Source organism: Legionella sp., from assembly GCF_047605385.1.
Lineage (GTDB): Bacteria > Pseudomonadota > Gammaproteobacteria > Legionellales > Legionellaceae > Legionella.
On the sequence record NZ_JASGFU010000024.1, the window covers coordinates 21,341 to 39,835 of the forward strand.

Genomic DNA, 18,495 nt, shown 5'->3' on the forward strand with positions numbered 1-18,495 from the left:
GATGCAATGAATTATCCCACACTACTTACCTGTAATTGCGTCACATTTTGCAAACCGCGTGGTAAACGATTACCTCGTCGTCCGCGTTCACCTTTATAGTGCTCCAAATCCACCCCTTTCAAAGTAAAGTGGCGTTTTCCGGCATGTACGGTAAGTGAATCATTACTAGATAAAACTTGTACATCAATCACATATTCTTCACGTGTACCTGCCTTAGCCGCAGGAATGCTAATGAGCTTATTACCTTTACCACGAGTCAACTCCGGTAATTCCGAAAGCGAAAAAATAAGAAGGCGTCCAGCATTGGTAGCGCAAGCCACCAATAATTCTGCCTGAGTTGGAATAATACGTGGGGATAAAATGCGACTGCCTTCCGGCAATTTTACACACGCCTTACCATTGCGGTTTTTTACATAAAGCTCACCAATTTTAGCAATAAAACCATAACCGGCATCACTTGCAAGTATCACTCGTTGTTCTGCTTCTCCACCAACCACAGTTTCAAATAAAACCCCTTCGGCAGGATTTAATTTACCAGTTAATGGCTCCCCCTGACCACGCGCCGATGGCAATGAATGCCCTGGAAGAGAGTATACTTTTCCTTCACTATCAAAGAAGATAATTTGCTGATTAGAACGGGCTAAAGCCTGGGCTTTAAATTCATCCCCAGCTTTATAACTAAGTTCCATACCATTTACATCATGTCCTTTGGCGGCGCGTACCCAACCATTTTTAGAGAAAACTACTGTAATAGGTTCATTGGGTAAAAAATCTTCTTCTTTTAAGGCTTGTGCTTCTTGGCGCACAATGATGGGTGAACGACGTTCATCGCCAAAAGTATCGCGGTCGCGAATTATTTCTTCCTTAACCAAATTCTTTAATTTAGACTCGCTACTTAAAATACTGTGCAAATGATTACGCTCTGCACAAAAAGCGTCTAATTCTCCACGTATTTTGATTTCTTCTAATTTGGCTAAATGACGCAACTTCATCTCTAAAATTGCCTCTGCCTGCCGCTCACTTAAATGAAACCGTGCGATTAACCCCTCTTTGGGATTATCATGCTCACGAATAATCGCAATGACTTCATCAATATTGAGGTAAGCAATGAGCAATCCTTCCAATACATGGATGCGCTCCAATACTTTAGTTAAACGATATTCCAAGCGTCTTTTAACCACACCAACACGGTATGCCAACCATTCACACAAAATACTCAATAAATTTTTAACCTTGGGTTTTCCATCCAGGCCAATCATATTGAAATTCACACGATAACTACGTTCCAAATCTGTAGTTGCAAATAAATGAGACATTAAACCTTCTACATCCACACGATTGGAGCGAGGAATAATGACTAAACGAGTAGGATGTTCATGATCTGACTCATCGCGTAAATCCTCAACCATAGGTAATTTCTTTTGCTGCATCTGCAAAGCAATCTGCTCCATAACCTTGGCACCAGAAACCTGGTAGGGCAGCGCCGTAATCACAATGTTTTGCTTTTCTTGGCTGTAGATAGCCCGCATCTTAATCGAGCCATTGCCTGATTCATAAATAGAAACAATGGCTTCGGATGGGGTGATGATTTCTGCTGCAGTAGGAAAATCCGGCGCTTTAATATAGTGCATAATCGCCGCTAAATCTGCTTGCGGATTATCCAATAAATAAGCGCAGGCATTGGCCACTTCCGTCAAATTATGTGGCAGAATATCAGAAGCCATACCTACGGCAATCCCGGTAGCACCATTAAGCAGGATATTGGGTAATCGTGCCGGTAACAGTGCAGGCTCCAGTAAAGTGCCATCAAAATTCTCCACCCAATCAACCGTACCCTGTTGTAATTCAGATAATAAGACATCAGCATAAGCAGATAAACGTGCTTCGGTATAACGCATGGCAGCGAAGGATTTAGGATCATCAGGCGAACCCCAATTTCCCTGGCCATCAACAAAAGGATAGCGATAGGAAAAAGGCTGTGCCATAAGCACCATGGCTTCATAACAAGCGCTGTCCCCATGGGGATGGAACTTACCCAATACATCCCCCACAGTACGGGCGGATTTTTTATGCTTGGCTGTGATTTTCAAACCCAATTCAGACATGGCATAAATAATACGGCGCTGTACTGGTTTTAAGCCATCGGCGATATGAGGCAATGCCCTATCCAGAATAACGTACATGGAATAATCCAGATAGGCTTTCTCTGTAAATTCGGTTAGTGCCTGTCGTTCAGCAATTTCACTCATAATTTTTTTCGTCATCGTCTTATTAACCACTATTTAACCATCGTCACGCTGTATTGCAAAGCAATTTTAACAAAGGAATGCCTTTGTGAGGAATCTAAACAAGCTGACAATTGTGAATAACTTTGTTTGTTTTTTCGCACACCCCTTCGATTAAAAAATAACTTATTGATTTTTAATATATTTTAAAAATTATCCACAGTAATGGTCTTGAATATCCTGTGCATAACCCTGTGTATTAGCATAGGATAAACTGAGTAATGTTGTATTTTTTATTTTTAAAACAAGAACTTCACAATGCTCCTTCTGGACAATTCAAGACAACTAAACTTAGAATGAAGAAAACACTTCTATTTCCACAATAAGCTATTGATGATAAAAAAAATAATATTCTTAATGCTCTTGGTCATAGAATTGTTTGGCTGTAAACCGATAAAACAACTACCCCCAGCTACATTTAAGCAATTTCCATCAAGTAATAAAGCTTATAAGCCGCTAAACGATCTACCTTGCCTCGCCTGGTGGCACCAATTTCATGATCAAGAATTAAATCGCTTAATTAAGGCCGCTCTACGCAACAATATGGACATTCACATTGCGTTGGGCAATATTCAACAAGCACGCGGTGAATTGCTGCAAGTTAAGTTAAGTTGGATTCCTACCATTCAATTACTTGCAGGATATTCAACCAACCCAGCACTAGGGGTTCCAGGTGGGTTTTATGGTATTTGGCCTTATTATGCCTTAAACATCATGAAACTCTACACACAAGGTAAACAGGCAAGTTATAACCTGCAATATTATCATGCGGCGCTTGATGGAGCACGTTTAGCAGTAATTGGGCAAGTGGCTTCGGCCTACTTCACCTTAATGTCGCAACGAGAACAAATAAAACTTTTGAGACAATTAGACAACGATCTGCAAACATTAATTAAATTAAGCACTCACGATGTGTACATAGGGCTCGATAATGACCTCATTTTGGCACAATTACAATCGGATGAACGTTTAATTGCAGCACAAATTAACCCCATTTTGCATAACATTGTTTACAGTGAAAATGCACTGCGCTTTTTAATTAATGAAAATCCAGGTAAGGTTCACAGCAAAAACAATTTCGCCCACTTGGATTTTAGCCGGTTTAGACCTGGTAGCCTCCCCGCTACGGTTTTAAATCATCGCCCCGATATGACAATGGCAATATACGCATTAAAGGCCGCACGTACTGGAGAGCTGGTTGCTTGGAGTGATTTTTTTCCATATGTGCAATTAGATGAGTTTGTTGGGGAGATTCATTTACCGAAAGGACAATTTGCCAATCTGACGGATGCTTATGCCGATTTGGATCTCATTCCCAGCTCTATTGGCAACATTATGCGCAGCAAAGGAATTACGAGCACTAAATTTGCAGCGCTTTATAAAACTATTCGCCAAATTTTACGTGAAGTGGATACTGATTTTTCTGCAAATAAGCGTATGAATGAACAATTTATTATGTACAGTCATGCCGAAGCCGATTATCGTCATAAATATCACTTACAACAAAGTTTATTAAAAACAGGCTTAATTTCGTATAAAGAATTACTGCAAAGTAAACTCTATTTAGACAGCTTGGCACTGAAGACAAATCAGGCTAAGTTAGAGTTGGCCATGTCTTTGGTGGTGTTGTATGAAGATTTAGCTGGTGGTTATGCTTATGATAAGAAACAACCAATCAATTGTTGTCAAATGAGTTAACACATTAAAACGATTTGAGTTAGATATGAAAAATTTTCCCAAGTTTCGTCAACAGATAAAAAAACAACTGAAACACATAAAAAAATGGTTCACTTTAGCCAATGTCATTATTTTTATTGGTATTTTAACTACTGTTGTTTATATTTTTTCTTATCTTTTTCCCTTTACTGACAATGCCTTTGTCATGAATAACGTACGGCCAGTAGCAGCACTAACCAGCGGTTATATTACTGATCTTTACGTAAAAAATGGTGATGTAGTAAAAAAAGGACAAAAACTATTTACCGTATTTAAAAGACCTTATGCCTATACCCATGATCAATTCACGGCTAATTTGGCAGGTGCACAAGCAAAGCTTGCCGCATTAAAAGCAACTTATGAGCGCGATATTAAGTTAAGTGAAAACGAAGAAAGAAATTATATTAAACTCAAACAAGATGATGAGAAATATCAAAAGGGCTATCGTCTACACACTGTTTCCCTGATTACCTTACAAAATTCACAACAAGACACTAAGGCAGCAAAGAATCGTTGGGAAGCCTCCTTAAAACAGGTGGAAATCGACCAGCATGAAATTAATGCCCAGGGGAGTGATATTAAATCCATTGGCGCGCAATTAAAAAATGCGAAGGTTAATTTAAATCTAACCGATGTATATGCACAAACTAATGGTATTGTGCAAAATTTATTTTTCACTCTGGGAACACCCGTTAATGTGAACCAACCTTTATTTTCCATAGTCGATACGGATGATATTTACATTCAAGCGAACTTTAATGAAACAGACCTGCGCGCCGTGCACAAAGGCTCCAGAGTGTTAATATTTCCACGGATGTATTTAGGCAAAAAAATGTTTCATGGAGTGATTGAATCTGATTATTGGGCAGCAAATCGCCAGATTGTTGATGCACGTACGCAGTTGCAAAATGTAGGCAATGAGAATGAATGGATTTTATTGCCTCAGCGTTTGCCGGTAATTATTAAAATTACTGACCCAGATCCTCACTACCCACTTCGACTTGGAAGCAGTGCTTATGTTTACATCCAAGTTTAAACAATGGCTTGAAGAATATGACCCTTACGGGCTACAAAGAATGGCGTTGTCCAAAGCAGTTTTTGTAGCAACGATTGCCACTTATGTATATTGGATATTTTTGCCTGTTAGCCTCCAAAGTTTTTTCGCTTCATTTTTGGTTGTTGCTTTTTATGAATCTCCTGCTCTGGTTTCTTTTGCAGAAAAAGAACGTTTGCTGATTTTTATTACTATTGCGCTCATTCTAATTAGTGTCTCTTTTTATCTGGTTTATCCATTTAAAGGCACTTTTTTCTTTTTTTCTGTTTTTGTGCTCGCCGTCACTTATTTTACAGTAATAAACTATTTTTATGCATTAAAAAACCTGACCATGCTGTTAATTGTTAATGGCACTATTATCTTAGGCGCACAGCCTGAAGGTAATTGGCAAGTTGCTTACAATTTAGCTTCCTCCATTACTTTAGCCATGATGACAACCTTTATTGCCTTAAAAATTTATCCCAATCATTATTTAACGATCTGGAATAAGGCCATACAAAAATTCATTCTCTGTCTTGAAGAGGATATTGAATCAGCAATTAACCAAGAAAGAAAAAGTCTCGCACAAGAAATTACACACATTGGAATGGCTCGCAATATGCGCAAGCTGATTGCTCATAAATATAGAAGTCAAGCTTATCGCGTCGGCATCAATCTACGGCAAATTCAGCAATCCTTAGATATTGTCTATTACGAAACAAAAAACATTCCTTTTTGGTATGCAGTAAAAGCAAATCTTGAAACTCTAAGGCTGAATATGGACCACTATATTCCTTGCTCGCCCTTACTAGTGCCTATAGCGCCTGAAACTAAATTACAACATTATATTATTAATTGCTTACAACAAGGTTTTATTCACTGGAATAAATTATGTTATCTACTGCAGAAATGAAAAAACGGCTTGACTATGCGCGCTTTACTCATTTAGCCGGGATGTTTATGATTGCCATGTTTATTTACTTGTTTTCAACCATTCCCCATAAATTTTGGGTATTACTTACGGTTCTTGTAGTAAGCGCCGGGATTGAGCCAGGCCTCATTGTGAGAAGAGCGATTCATCGTATTGGTGGGACGTTTAGCGCATTAACTGTTTTAATCCCCTTAATTTATTGCATGCAATTAAATTACCGGTTGATCCCTGTAGTCTTTATCATCTCCCTCATTGGCTTATCAGTGACTTCGTTGAATCCTCGACGTTATGACATTTCTGTTTTTTTTACCACCATCCTGATTTTTTTGCTTTTGGCACAAACAACAGACCTTCATTCACCGGAAGGTCCTTTTGTTATGGTAGTAAATCGTGCTGTGTGTACCTTAATTGGTATAGCCATTATCTTAATAGGTGATTATTTTTTATTCCAAGGCTACCATTATTCGCATAAATTATATTTATTTCATCAACGAATGGTGTACAATTTTTTTCAAGATAAACTTCAACAAATTATTAAAACAAAACCAGAAAACATTAATACCTTTATCTTTTTAGAAAAATTACGCACTGAGGTAATTGCCAATTGCGCTCCGATTACCATCAGCTCTGAAAATTTAACACTGGAGCGTCAAATTGTCCCGCAAACTAAAGAAAAACTGCAACAGTTTCAAGACACGGTTTGGGACATGCGACGAATGCTTTTTGCCATAAGCGTTTCTAAGTTTGTTTTAAACTCTCAAGAATTGACAGAACATAACCTACTAAGATTGCAACAATTATTACAAAAAGCGAGACAAAATTTTATTAACATTCCTAAATAACTAATTTGTCGGGCCAAGGCCCGACCTACGTACTTTATGTCAATTCATAATCTAAATTGATCATGTTATAATCAATTATTTTTAAGATGATAAAGAGAATATATGCCAGTATCAGAAGAAGAGCTTTATGCCGAGCTAATTGAATCGATTCCAAGAGAAGAAAGATCTCATCTAATTGCTGAATTAGATAGCGAAATAATTACTGCACGTGCTATAGAATTACAAGAGCAATTATCCAAAGCTGAGATGGTTGTGAATATCGATGAATCAAGAACATTATTTTTAGCTGCTTGCAAAAGTGTCAGAGATAGAAAAATATCTATGGCACAATTAGCTTCTATACATATTTTAGATTCAGCAATTCGAACTTTATATATCAATCCCATGGTGTATTTTATTCATAGCTATGTAAACGCTGAAAGTGAAATTGTATATGCTATTAACGTACTTACATTAGCACATCTTAGAAATATACCAACATCAGTTAAACAATTTAATTATGAAGATATCATTGTACCTAAAGTCGGAATGCAAGTATCTGCATTGCCACAACGCATGCAAAAACCACCAGTACAACGTTTTTTTAATTTGAATGTTTCCGAATGGCTAAAATTTTGTGAAGAAATGGCAAAAGCACCAAAATCAGAACAATTTTATCAAGTTCTCATTGCCCCTGAAGAAGGTTGTTGGTCAAGCATTATTTCGCTGATCCAAAAAGTATTAAAATGCATGCAGGTACTTGATTGGTTAACTGCACATAAAAATGGATTTCATCCTGAAAAAATCATGGTGATACCCAGTTTTACTATGTTTCAAGCAGCACTGATTGCGAAAGCCCATACGTTAAAACGAAAACCAGTAGAGCTAGTTCCTACTTATGGCTACCTTGAAGCAGACCGGTATGCGGCTTTAAAAGCATCAGGGAAACTTGCCTTAGCTCTGTACTTACCTGAAGAAAATAAAGAACTTAGATATCAATCTAAGAAAGGAAGATTTAGAACAACCATTGATGGATTTCCTGCTGAGACAGCTTTTGGGGGCGCTATGCATGATATTTATCACGCAATGCGAGAGATGGCGATGTCCGAAAATGTTGCAAAAGCCAGGATGCGCTTAGCAGCGATCGCTAAAAATCATCCTAAAAATAAAATTAATCCAGAGAGCCGGCCTGTTGATGATATTTTAATCGATGGAGAATTAATTTATTCCTATCCTCCAGAAATTGACACGATGTTTGAGCCTGATTCGCGGTCATCTTATGCAGAACCATTTGGCAATATATTTTATACAGCTACTTTAAAGGAAAGGTTACATGAGGATTTAAAGCATGCCTTTATTGAAGATATGGTGGTGAATGCGGAGTTGTGGCGAAAAGAATTTAAGATAGGCCAATCCGACTTATTAAAAAAAGATCAAGCTATTTATAAGGATATAAAAAATACGAGAAATGAAACTTCTGGTTTTACAAAAATACTTACTTCAATAGGATTGTGGACAGTACCTTCTCTAGCATTAAGACAACCATCCTCTTCTAGATTACCTGAAGTGAGCAAAGTTGCTGAGTCAAATATCAAACATCATGGCTCTTCACTAAGCTTAGAGCAGTTAAAGCAAATTAATAGCATGATCGAGCAATTAAAGTGTGAGATAAAAAGCTCTTGGCCTATTCATTATAATAAGACGTTGAAAACCCATAAAATTGATGCGCTTAGCACACTCATTAGTTATGCTCAATCTATGTCTATTGCTGATGCGGTAAAACTGACCAAGAAAAATTTTCCAAGAGCCACAGAAGGTCGATGGATTTCTAGGCGAACGGCAGAGTTATTCCATAATTTGGAAAACTCTTCGCCTAGAGTTTTTGTGGTAAAACTTCCAGCTTTTTAGTGATGTCTTTGCCTATCAAAGCCAAAGGCGCCTGGCAGCAGACGCAGATTTTTTCCCTTCTTGCAAATCATGATGGATTTGAAAGTGTGGGCAAGTGACTTAAATCCGTTGTTTTGCCGCGAGGAGAATTCTTCGCTTTACGTGTATAACCTGAGACTGTTGTTCTCTCGCCGGAATTAGACGACTGCCAATATTGGATATAGGCTAATTTCTCCTCCTTCGTTAGCCTTCTTTTACTACGAACTGCTCTGAGCTCTAAACTTAACATCACCTCTCCTCTCTCAAAAAACAGCAGAATAGGTGAAGTTAAACTATGGAGATAGATGCGATTTTTGGGGGCTTACGATGAATTATATTTCGAGCACCATGTAAAAATTATATTCATTTTAACCCCGTGAAGCATGGTTATGTCCAAAAAGCCTCTGATTAGCAATACTCGAGTATCTATAGATATATTCAAAGAGGATGTGTAACCAATGATTAAGCTTGGTCTAATACAACACAGGCGATGAATTGTTTCAGAGAATAATCTTGATTCTGTCGGGCCGAGGCCCGACCTACATACTCAACAAAGCGCATTCCGAAATTCTACATCATATTGAGGCTCTACTGGCAACTTCGAGGAAGTGGTTAATTTCTCTACCTGGAATATAGGTGAACTTGCGTGAAAATGCTCAGTGGATTCCATTTGCCTGGGGGCATAGCGAGTAGTATTTTAGCAACAGAAGTTTCTCCGCAGATTTCTTGAAAAGAGGCGTTTTCTTTAACCGTAGGACTTATTTTTTTTATGAAAAAATTAAATAATGGCTTTATCTTGTTTTCATTAAAATTATTCCCGCGCTCTTGTAGGTAGTGAGAAATCGCAAGAAGACCTCTATGCCCATCGTTGAGTGCCCGTGCGCCTAAATCTCCCAGCAACATTGCTCCTAATCCAAAGAGTAGGCCTGCTATTGGTATGTTACTCCATGAAATAATCAGGCTCGCAATTACTATGAAATACACCACAATGAAACCAACGAATATTAACCCTTCATAAAACGTATAGCCGGGGAAAGAATTACCAGAATATTTATTGCCCGTAAGTAATGAACGTATTTTACCGGCCCATGATCTGGATTCGACTAATTGATTGGTTTTATCATAGATAAGTTCTACAATTTGATAAAATTTAAAATGATACTCTTTTGCTTTATACATTTCGGAAGTGGTAATATAAAAGTCAATAAATTCTTTTTCATGGTGAAATAAATAAGCCCCATAATTAGGATCCATGTATCTGATTTTTCCATCTATTTGAAGGCTTAAATAGCATGCGTGTTTTCCTTTTGCACATCTAAGCCCTAGCATTATTTCTTTGCCAACATTTTTTTCTGCAACAGCAAAAATTTTTTCTGCCTGCTTTTTGAAATCAGGACAAAATAGTTCACGAGTGAGTCTTTTTCTTTTTATAGTTGTCTGATCTTTATGGCGATCAGTTTGATTTTTTTGATAATTATGAATTTTCCGATTTAGGTATAATTTTTTATTAGAGGAGCACTTTTCATAAGGACTTAATTCCGGATCAACCATAGCAAAAGTGAATCCATAACATTCTCCTTTTGAGAGTCCAAGACGATAAGATTCACTGCCGTCCCCTTGAAATGGTTCAGCAATTTGACGAGATAAAAAAAGGCTATATTTTTCTCTAATTTTTACGTCTTTTAAGCGCGTATCAATTACATGTAAGTCTGTATACAGATAATTTATAAGCGAGTTCCTCTTTCCATAATTATTAATTTTATCCATTTCATTTTGTAAATTAGTATAGTCATTTTTATGACTCCTTACTAAGAGGCTTGTCTTTAAATCCCATAATAAATTTTTTTCTTCTTCAATCTCTTTTAAGTAGCTCTCTTTTGCTTTTTTTGAAAAAAAATGGAAAATCCTTTTCTTTAGGGAGGGTGTAAGCTTATGAAGTTGATCGAGTCGTTCATTAATAAGATCAACACAAGTATAATAGCTCATATTAAAATATTCCATAAATAGGGATTAGCTAAAAGGTGCAACCCAAGAACGTCGTCGCGGGTTGCATTAGAAATTATTTAACTATTTTGCGAACTTTTTGAATAGCACGAATCTGTGCTACTGCACGTGCTAATTCAGCAGCAGCGACAGAATAATCCATCTCAGCGCTCTTGTTTGCCATTGCTTCTTCAGCTTTTGATTTAGCAGCAAGTGCAGCTGCTTCATCAAGATGCTCCGCACGCTCAACTACATCAGCAAGAACCGTAACACAGTTAGGTTGTACCTCCAGCATGCCACCTTGAACATAATAAATTTCTTGTTGGCCGCCTGGTAAAGTTAACCTGACTTCGCCGGGCTTCAAAACAGTAAGTAGAGGGGCATGTCCTGCAGCAATACCCACCTCACCTAATTCGCCAGTAGCAACAACCATTTCTACTAAACCAGAGAATATTTCCTGTTCAGCACTAACAATATCCAAGTGTGTTGTGATTGTCATGTCATCTTGCCTCATAAGGTTTTCGCTTTAGCAATTGCTTCCTCAATGCTACCAACCATATAAAATGCTTGCTCTGGTAAATCATCATATTCGCCAGCAAGAATCCCTTGAAAGCCTTTAATAGTATCTTTTAAAGATACATATTTACCTGGAGAGCCGGTAAAAACTTCAGCAACGAAGAATGGTTGTGACAAGAATCGTTGAATCTTACGAGCACGCGTTACAATCCGTTTATCTTCTTCAGATAATTCGTCCATACCAAGAATCGCAATAATATCTTTCAATTCTTTGTAACGTTGTAATGTTTGTTGTACACGGCGTGCTGTATCGTAGTGCTCTTGCCCTACAACTAATGGGTCTAATTGACGTGATGTAGAATCAAGAGGATCTACCGCTGGGTAAATACCTAATTCAGCAATTTGACGTGACAATACAACAGTTGCATCCAAGTGCGCAAATGTAGTTGCAGGAGATGGGTCAGTCAAATCGTCTGCTGGTACGTATACTGCTTGAATTGAAGTGATCGAGCCTGTTTTAGTTGAAGTAATTCGCTCTTGCAGCATCCCCATTTCTTCAGCCAATGTGGGTTGGTAACCTACCGCTGATGGCATACGGCCTAACAGTGCAGAAACCTCTACCCCTGCCAAAGTATAACGGTAAATATTATCTACGAATAATAACACGTCACGGCCTTCATCACGGAATTTTTCCGCCATGGTCAAACCAGTTAATGCAACACGCAAACGGTTACCTGGGGGCTCATTCATCTGACCGTATACTAAGGATACTTTATCCAATACGTTAGAATCTTTCATTTCATGATAGAAGTCATTACCCTCGCGAGTACGCTCCCCCACACCTGCGAATACTGAGTAACCACTGTGCTCAATCGCGATGTTACGGATTAATTCCATCATGTTTACAGTTTTACCTACACCAGCACCGCCGAAGAGACCAACCTTACCACCCTTAGCGAAGGGGCAAAGCAAGTCAATAACTTTAATACCTGTTTCAAGAATTTCCTGGCTACCGGCTTGCTCTTCATAACTTGGTGCTTTACGGTGAATTGACCAATGCTCATCAGCACCAATTGGGCCAGCATCATCAACTGGACGACCTAATACGTCCATAATACGACCTAAAGTCTTCTTACCTACGGGAACTTGAATTGGGTAACCAGTGTTTTCAACTTTTAAACTACGCTTCAAACCATCTGTAGTTCCCATGGCAATAGTACGTACAACACCATCACCTAATTGTTGTTGTACTTCGAATATTAAATCACCATCAACTAATTTTAATGCATCGTTGATTTTAGGAACCGCATCGCGTGGGAATTCAACATCCACCACCGCACCAATAATCTCCACTATGGTTCCAATGTTTCTTACTGCTACTGTAGAATCTACGCTACTCATTATATGCCCTCTTATAAAGCGTCTGCGCCACCGACAATCTCTGCCAACTCTTGAGTAATCGCAGCTTGCCGGGCTTTGTTATAAGCCAATTGAAATTCTTTAATCAAATCACCAGCGTTGTCCGTTGCACTTTTCATTGCAATCATTTTAGCCGCTTGCTCGCAGGCAATGTTTTCAACAACTGCCTGGTATACTTGCAATTCGATATAACGTTCTAAAAGATTATCCAGCAATTCTTTGGCATCGGGTTCATAAATATAATCCCAATGATGTCCCATCGCTTTACTGTCTTCTTCTGATTTCGGCAATGGTAGTAATTGTTTTACCAATGGCTTTTGCGTCATGGTGTTCACAAATTCATTGTACACAATGTGTAATGCATCAATCTTGCCACTGTAAAATGCATCTAACATCACTTTGACAATGCCAATTAGATCATTAATGCTTGGCGTATCACCAAGATGATCTTTTGATCCAAGAACATTACTGCCCACGCGCTTAAAGAACGCTTGTCCCTTACGGCCAATAACAGCAATATCTACTTCCTTACCTTGTGTTTTCCAATCGCGAATAGTACGTACGGTTTCACGCAATAAATTTGCATTTAAACCACCACATAATCCACGATCAGTGGTTACAACGATAAAACCTATGCGATTTGTTTCGCGAGCACTCATGAATGGATGATTGTATTCTGAGTGGGCGCGTGCAATGTGTTTGACCACATTATAAATTTTATTAGCATAAGGCTTGGATGCGCGCATTCGGTCCTGAGTTTTGCGCATTTTACTTGCTGCCACCATTTCCATTGCACGAGTAATCTTTCGAGTTTTATTAATACTCGAAATTTTCGAACGGATTTCTTTTGCTCCAGCCATTTTATTTCGCCTTTAAATTGACTTACCAACTTGCTGTACGTTTAAAGTCCTCAACAGCTTTCTTCAATTTTGCTTCAATGTCATTATCGTAAGCTCCCGCTTCATTAATTGATTGCATCAATGGGGCATGTGAAGTACGTACATAGTCGAGTAAAGAAGCTTGGAATGATGTAATTTCATTTAATGGAACATCATCCAAGTATCCTTTTTCAACAACAAACAATGCAACACCCATCTCAGCTACAGAGAAGGGAGCATATTGTTTTTGCTTCATAAGTTCAGTAATACGTTGACCGCGCTCTAATTGCTTACGTGTTGCATCATCAAGATCAGAAGCAAACTGCGAAAATGCCTCTAATTCACGAAACTGAGCGAGTGCCAAACGGGTACCGCCACCAAGCTTTTTCATGATTTTAGTTTGCGCCGCACCACCCACACGCGATACAGACAAACCAGAGTTAATCGCTGGACGAACACCGGAGTTAAATAAGTCAACATCAAGGAAAATCTGACCATCAGTGATCGAAATCACGTTGGTGGGTACGAATGCAGATACGTCACCGGCTTGCGTTTCAATAATTGGTAATGCAGTTAATGAACCAGTCTTACCTTTTACTTCACCTTTGGTTAATTTTTCTACTTCATCTGCATTGATACGTGCCGCTCTTTCTAAGAGACGTGAATGTAAGTAGAAAATATCTCCAGGATACGCTTCACGACCTGGTGGTCTGCGTAGCAATAAGGAAATTTGACGGTAAGCCCATGCTTGTTTCGTTAAATCATCATAAACGATCAACGCATCTTCACCACGTTCCATGAAGTATTCACCCATGGTGCAACCTGCATAAGGTGCAATAAATTGCAACGCCGCAGAATCAGAAGCGCCCGCAACAACAACAATAGTATGCTCTAATGCACCATGCTCTTCTAATTTACGAACAATCGCCGCCACAGAAGAAGCTTTTTGACCAACAGCAACGTACACACACTTAACACCAGTACCTTTTTGGTTAATGATGGCATCAATGGCAATTGCTGTTTTACCTGTTTGACGGTCACCGATGATTAACTCACGTTGCCCGCGCCCCACTGGAACCATCGCATCAATGGCAATTAAACCGGTTTGTACTGGTTGGTCTACTGATTTACGTGCAATAACCCCTGGAGCTACTTTCTCAATTGGCGCCATGCTCGCTGCTTCAATTGGGCCTTTACCATCAATTGGGTTCCCTAATGAGTCAACAACACGACCTAAAAGTGCGTTACCAACGGGTACTTCCAAAATACGGCCAGTGCACTTACCTTTTTGACCTTCTGCTAATGAAGAAGCATCACCAAGAACTACCGCACCTACAGCATCTCGTTCTAAGTTGAGCGCTAAACCATAAACACCACCAGGAAACTCAATCATTTCCCCAGCCATTACATCTTCAAGACCGTGTAGAGTAACAACACCGTCTTTCAAGCTAACAACTGTACCTTCATTGTTTGCTTCAGACTTTACACTAAAATGTTCTATTTTCTTTCTGATTAAATCACTAATTTCAGAAGGACTTAATGCTACTTGTTCTGCCATGGAAATTATCCTCTAAATTTAAGCGGTCAAAGCGGTAGAAAGCTTATTGAGCTTGCCCCGAACTGACCCATCAATCACTAAATCGCCCGCTCGAATTACTGCTCCACCAAGCAAGAAAGGATCAATTGTAATTCTTAATGAAACTTTACGTTGTAAACGCTTGCTTAATGACTCGATTAACTTTTCTTGTTGTGCTGATGATAATTCTGAAAAACTATTTACTTCAACGTCCAGAGTTTTTTCTTGCTCTGCACGTAATGCTTCGTAAAGAGCACAAATCTCAGGCAACAGCATTAATCGTTTATTCACAGCCAAGAGTGAAATCAAATTTTTTATTGCTTCGTTTGATCCTGTCTTGACTAAAGCTTGCAGCAATTCAACATGTTGCTCGGCTGTAGAAGCTGGATTTTCAATAAATTGTACCGCCTCAGGAGTCAACACTGCTTGTGCGAGTGTTGTCAAATATACTGACCATTCAGCTAATTTTTTCTCTGCCAAAGCATGCTCAAAAATAGCTTTAGCATAAGGTCTGGCGATGGTGGTGCTATCAGACATTTCAAATCTCTTCTATCAAGTTATCTAACAATGCAGTATTTGCTTTAGCATCTACTTCACGCATTAAAATTTTCTCTGCGCCAGTAATTGCTAATTTGCCAACTTGCTTGCGAAGCTCTTCTTTCGCGTGATTTACTTGTTGCACTAATTGTTCCTGAGCCAGTTTTACCTGCATTTGTGCTTCTTGTTTTGCAGCTTCTTTAGCTTCTTCAATAATCTGTGCAGCACGCTTGTTTGCTTTTTCAATGATGTCAGCTGATTGGACTTTAGCTTGCTTTAATTCATCTCTAACACGATGTTGTGCTAATTCCAGCTCCTTGCGGCCACGCTCAGCAGCGGATAAACCATCAGCAATTTTATCTTGACGTTCTTCAAGTGCTTTGGCTAATGGAGGCCAAACTAATTTCATAGTAAATAAAACAAAAGCTGCGAATACCAGCATTTGTACTATTAGTGTTAAGTTAATATCCACCGTTATTATCTCCTGCAACAATCAAGGGCGCCTGGCGCCCTTAATCATTTGTTATCAAGAAAGGTTGCTTAGGAATGGGTTTGCAAAAGTGAAAAATAATGCAATACCAACCCCGATCATGGTTACTGCGTCTAACAGACCTGCAACGATGAACATTTTAACTTGTAACATTGGAACCATTTCTGGTTGACGAGCTGAGCCCTCTAGGAATTTTCCACCGAGCAGACCAAATCCTATAGCGGTACCTAACGCACCTAAGCCAATTAACAATGCAACCGCAACAACGGTCATACTTTGAACTTGTGCTATCAAACTAGCAGCTTGCATATTTATCCCCTTTAAAATGGATGATGAAAATAAATCGATTAGTGTTCTTCGTGTGCCAAACTAAGGTAAACAATAGTTAACACCATGAAAATAAATGCCTGCAACGTAATTACCAGAATATGGAATATTGACCAGCCTAATGCTAATAAAAATTGAGCAAGGCCTAAAGTCGCTGTACCCACAGGTGATTCCATTGAAGCATTTAAGGTGAGCAGAGCAATCAAAATAAAGATTAATTCGCCTGCATATAAATTTCCAAATAAACGTAGTGCTAGAGAAATTGGCTTAGCGATCAAGCCAACTAATTCCAGCAATAGGTTAAATGGGATAAATCCTGGATGATTAAAAGGCTGTAATGTTAACTCTTTAATGAACGTTTTTGTGCCCTTAATCTTAATGCTGTAGAATATAATTAAAGCAAATACAGTAAGTGACAATGCAAAAGTTAAATTCAAGTCATTAGTTGGAACTACCTTTAGATAATGCACCCCCATAGATTGGGCCATAATTGGTAATACATCTACGGGAACAATGTCCATAAAGTTCATTAAGAATACCCATAAGAATATGGTTAATGCCAATGGGCCAATTAAGTTACTTTTACCATGGAAGCAATCTTTCACCTGGTTATCCGCAAACTGCAGCATTAACTCTGCAAAATTTTGCAATTTCCCTGGAACAGCGGTTGTTACACGGCGAGCACCCAAATACATTAGGCCGCAAACAAACAGGCCAATTACTATCGAGAAGAATAATGTATCAAGGTTTAATGTCCAGAAGCCACCGCCTGAACCCATTTTCATACTACTAACGTCATAGGTTAGGTATGTTAGATGATGTTTGATGTAATTTGTGCTAGATACCATTTCAGTCACTTTCGGGCCTATTCTGTTTATTAACAATAACCAAAGGAGCAAACCAATGTGTAATTAGAATCATGATATACGCTGCAAAAAACGCCAGCGGCGTGATTTTAATCCACACAAATACTGCAGTGAAAAGCACTATAGACAAAAATATTTTAATTGCTTCGCCTTTATAGAAACTATTTACTATCTGTCTTGCAGATCGCGCGCCTTGATACTTAAATAATTTACTTGCGAAATATACATTGGGAACAACGCAGACCATACCACCAAGAACCGCTGAACTCGCTGCATTAGCACCATACAGTATAGCACATACAGCAGCAAAGGCTAAGGTGGCTGCTAGTTGCACTAGCCACAATCGTATAATTCCGCGCTTACTCAGCTGTTTGTTCACATATTCACCTAAGTTTCACCGCGCGAATTATAAAGCAATCTCCAGCAATGATCAACGATCTTACTATGAATTTGCCTAAATTAGAATCTGTCTTTTCCCCAAACGCGGTCAGGTATTCTGATCGCCTTAGCTGATATCTTCTACTTTATCATTTTGAGTTTACTATTATTTTTAAATATTTTAATATGAGCGCTAATAGAATTTTTTATATTTGTTACTCCTGGTTGTACAACATTAAGGATTAAATGATGATACGCATAAGAAAATGGTTATTTTTTAGTATGTGTATTGCACCTGGATTATTCTTATGGGCAGCTCCTTCAAAAATAGCAAATTTAGAGCTTAGTATCGGGAATGAAGTTCGTAGTTGCTCCCGCTCATTACAAAATTGTCTAGTCACAGTAAGTCAAAATTCTACCAAGTGTCTTTCGACTCCTGGTTCAATTACGCTTACGAATACCTCATTAATTAATGCAAACAATATTAGTGCCTCCTCAGCAAATCCTAATTTTATAAATTACATCATACAAAATAATGGATGTCCTGCTTCATTGCCGCCGCATCAAAGCTGTACTATTTCTTTTTATACCAATACCTCTGTAGCTTTTTTACTGCCTAATATAGTGGTACGTGGCACCAATACCAACGCCTCTTACTTTGATATGCGGGCAATTGCATGCTCGCTTACTACGGTCCCCGGAGCTCCTACGAATGTCACCGCAACTCCCGGTAATGCTCAGGCGGCAGTGAGTTGGACTGCCCCTACTAATAATGGTGGCTCGGCCATTACAGGATATACAGTCACTTCCTCA

The 18,495-nt window shown here is 38.7% G+C and carries 17 protein-coding genes; 6 read left to right on the forward strand and 11 right to left on the reverse strand.

Features of this window, described 5'->3' with window-relative positions; all coding sequences use genetic code 11:
- Positions 1-11 precede the first annotated feature (11 nt).
- Positions 12-2,264, reverse strand: a complete 2,253-nt coding sequence (parC, locus tag QM652_RS07430) for a DNA topoisomerase IV subunit A (RefSeq protein WP_415074372.1) — start codon at positions 2,262-2,264, stop codon at positions 12-14.
- A 354-nt stretch (positions 2,265-2,618) separates the two neighbouring features.
- Here parC and QM652_RS07435 point away from each other — a divergent pair, with 354 nt between their 5' ends.
- The 5 genes from QM652_RS07435 (at position 2,619) to QM652_RS07455 (ending at position 8,694) form a co-directional block, all read left to right on the forward strand.
- Positions 2,619-3,983, forward strand: a complete 1,365-nt coding sequence (locus tag QM652_RS07435; RefSeq protein ID WP_415074374.1) for a TolC family protein — start codon at positions 2,619-2,621, stop codon at positions 3,981-3,983.
- 25 nt (positions 3,984-4,008) lie between these two features.
- Positions 4,009-5,037, forward strand: a complete 1,029-nt coding sequence (locus QM652_RS07440) for an HlyD family secretion protein (RefSeq protein ID WP_415074376.1) — start codon at positions 4,009-4,011, stop codon at positions 5,035-5,037.
- Positions 5,018-5,947 (forward strand): hypothetical protein, encoded by a 930-nt coding sequence (locus tag QM652_RS07445; protein WP_415074378.1) that lies wholly within the window; start codon positions 5,018-5,020, stop codon positions 5,945-5,947. Before QM652_RS07440 ends, QM652_RS07445 begins: the two co-directional genes overlap by 20 nt.
- Positions 5,926-6,807, forward strand: a complete 882-nt coding sequence (locus tag QM652_RS07450; RefSeq protein ID WP_415074380.1) for an FUSC family protein — start codon at positions 5,926-5,928, stop codon at positions 6,805-6,807. The genes QM652_RS07445 and QM652_RS07450 overlap by 22 nt, the downstream gene beginning before the upstream one ends.
- A 102-nt stretch (positions 6,808-6,909) precedes the next feature.
- A complete protein-coding gene (locus QM652_RS07455) occupies positions 6,910-8,694 on the forward strand; it encodes a hypothetical protein (RefSeq protein ID WP_415074382.1) in 1,785 nt (594 codons plus the stop codon).
- Between the two features lie 639 nt (positions 8,695-9,333).
- Here QM652_RS07455 and QM652_RS07460 read toward each other — a convergent pair.
- The 10 genes from QM652_RS07460 to QM652_RS07505 all read right to left on the reverse strand — a co-directional run bounded on the left by QM652_RS07460 (position 9,334) and on the right by QM652_RS07505 (position 17,683).
- Positions 9,334-10,698 (reverse strand): hypothetical protein, encoded by a 1,365-nt coding sequence (locus QM652_RS07460; protein WP_415074384.1) that lies wholly within the window; start codon positions 10,696-10,698, stop codon positions 9,334-9,336.
- A 73-nt stretch (positions 10,699-10,771) separates the two neighbouring features.
- Complete coding sequence (locus tag QM652_RS07465; protein WP_415074386.1) at positions 10,772-11,194, reverse strand: F0F1 ATP synthase subunit epsilon; 423 nt, start codon at positions 11,192-11,194, stop codon at positions 10,772-10,774.
- 11 nt (positions 11,195-11,205) lie between these two features.
- Entirely contained in the window at positions 11,206-12,612 is a 1,407-nt protein-coding gene (gene atpD, locus QM652_RS07470; RefSeq protein ID WP_415074388.1) for a F0F1 ATP synthase subunit beta, read from the reverse strand.
- 11 nt (positions 12,613-12,623) lie between these two features.
- Complete coding sequence (atpG, locus tag QM652_RS07475) at positions 12,624-13,490, reverse strand: F0F1 ATP synthase subunit gamma (RefSeq protein WP_415074390.1); 867 nt, start codon at positions 13,488-13,490, stop codon at positions 12,624-12,626.
- 22 nt (positions 13,491-13,512) lie between these two features.
- On the reverse strand, positions 13,513-15,066 hold the full coding sequence (atpA, locus tag QM652_RS07480) for a F0F1 ATP synthase subunit alpha (RefSeq protein WP_415074392.1): 1,554 nt from the start codon (positions 15,064-15,066) through the stop codon (positions 13,513-13,515).
- A gap of 18 nt (positions 15,067-15,084) precedes the next feature.
- A complete protein-coding gene (locus QM652_RS07485; RefSeq protein WP_415074394.1) occupies positions 15,085-15,621 on the reverse strand; it encodes a F0F1 ATP synthase subunit delta in 537 nt (178 codons plus the stop codon).
- Between the two features lies 1 nt (position 15,622).
- The gene (locus QM652_RS07490; protein WP_415074396.1) at positions 15,623-16,093 is read right to left on the reverse strand and encodes a F0F1 ATP synthase subunit B; all 471 of its coding nucleotides are present in this window, start codon (positions 16,091-16,093) and stop codon (positions 15,623-15,625) included.
- 54 nt (positions 16,094-16,147) lie between these two features.
- Complete coding sequence (atpE, locus tag QM652_RS07495) at positions 16,148-16,420, reverse strand: F0F1 ATP synthase subunit C (RefSeq protein WP_415074398.1); 273 nt, start codon at positions 16,418-16,420, stop codon at positions 16,148-16,150.
- 38 nt (positions 16,421-16,458) lie between these two features.
- Positions 16,459-17,286 (reverse strand): F0F1 ATP synthase subunit A, encoded by an 828-nt coding sequence (gene atpB / locus QM652_RS07500; protein WP_415074400.1) that lies wholly within the window; start codon positions 17,284-17,286, stop codon positions 16,459-16,461.
- Between the two features lies 1 nt (position 17,287).
- Positions 17,288-17,683, reverse strand: coding sequence for an ATP synthase subunit I (locus QM652_RS07505; protein WP_415074402.1), 396 nt, complete (start codon positions 17,681-17,683; stop codon positions 17,288-17,290).
- 245 nt (positions 17,684-17,928) lie between these two features.
- Between QM652_RS07505 and QM652_RS07510 the strand changes: the two genes are divergently transcribed.
- A partial coding sequence (locus tag QM652_RS07510) for a fibronectin type III domain-containing protein (protein ID WP_415074404.1) occupies positions 17,929-18,495 on the forward strand: 567 nt, incomplete at its 3' end.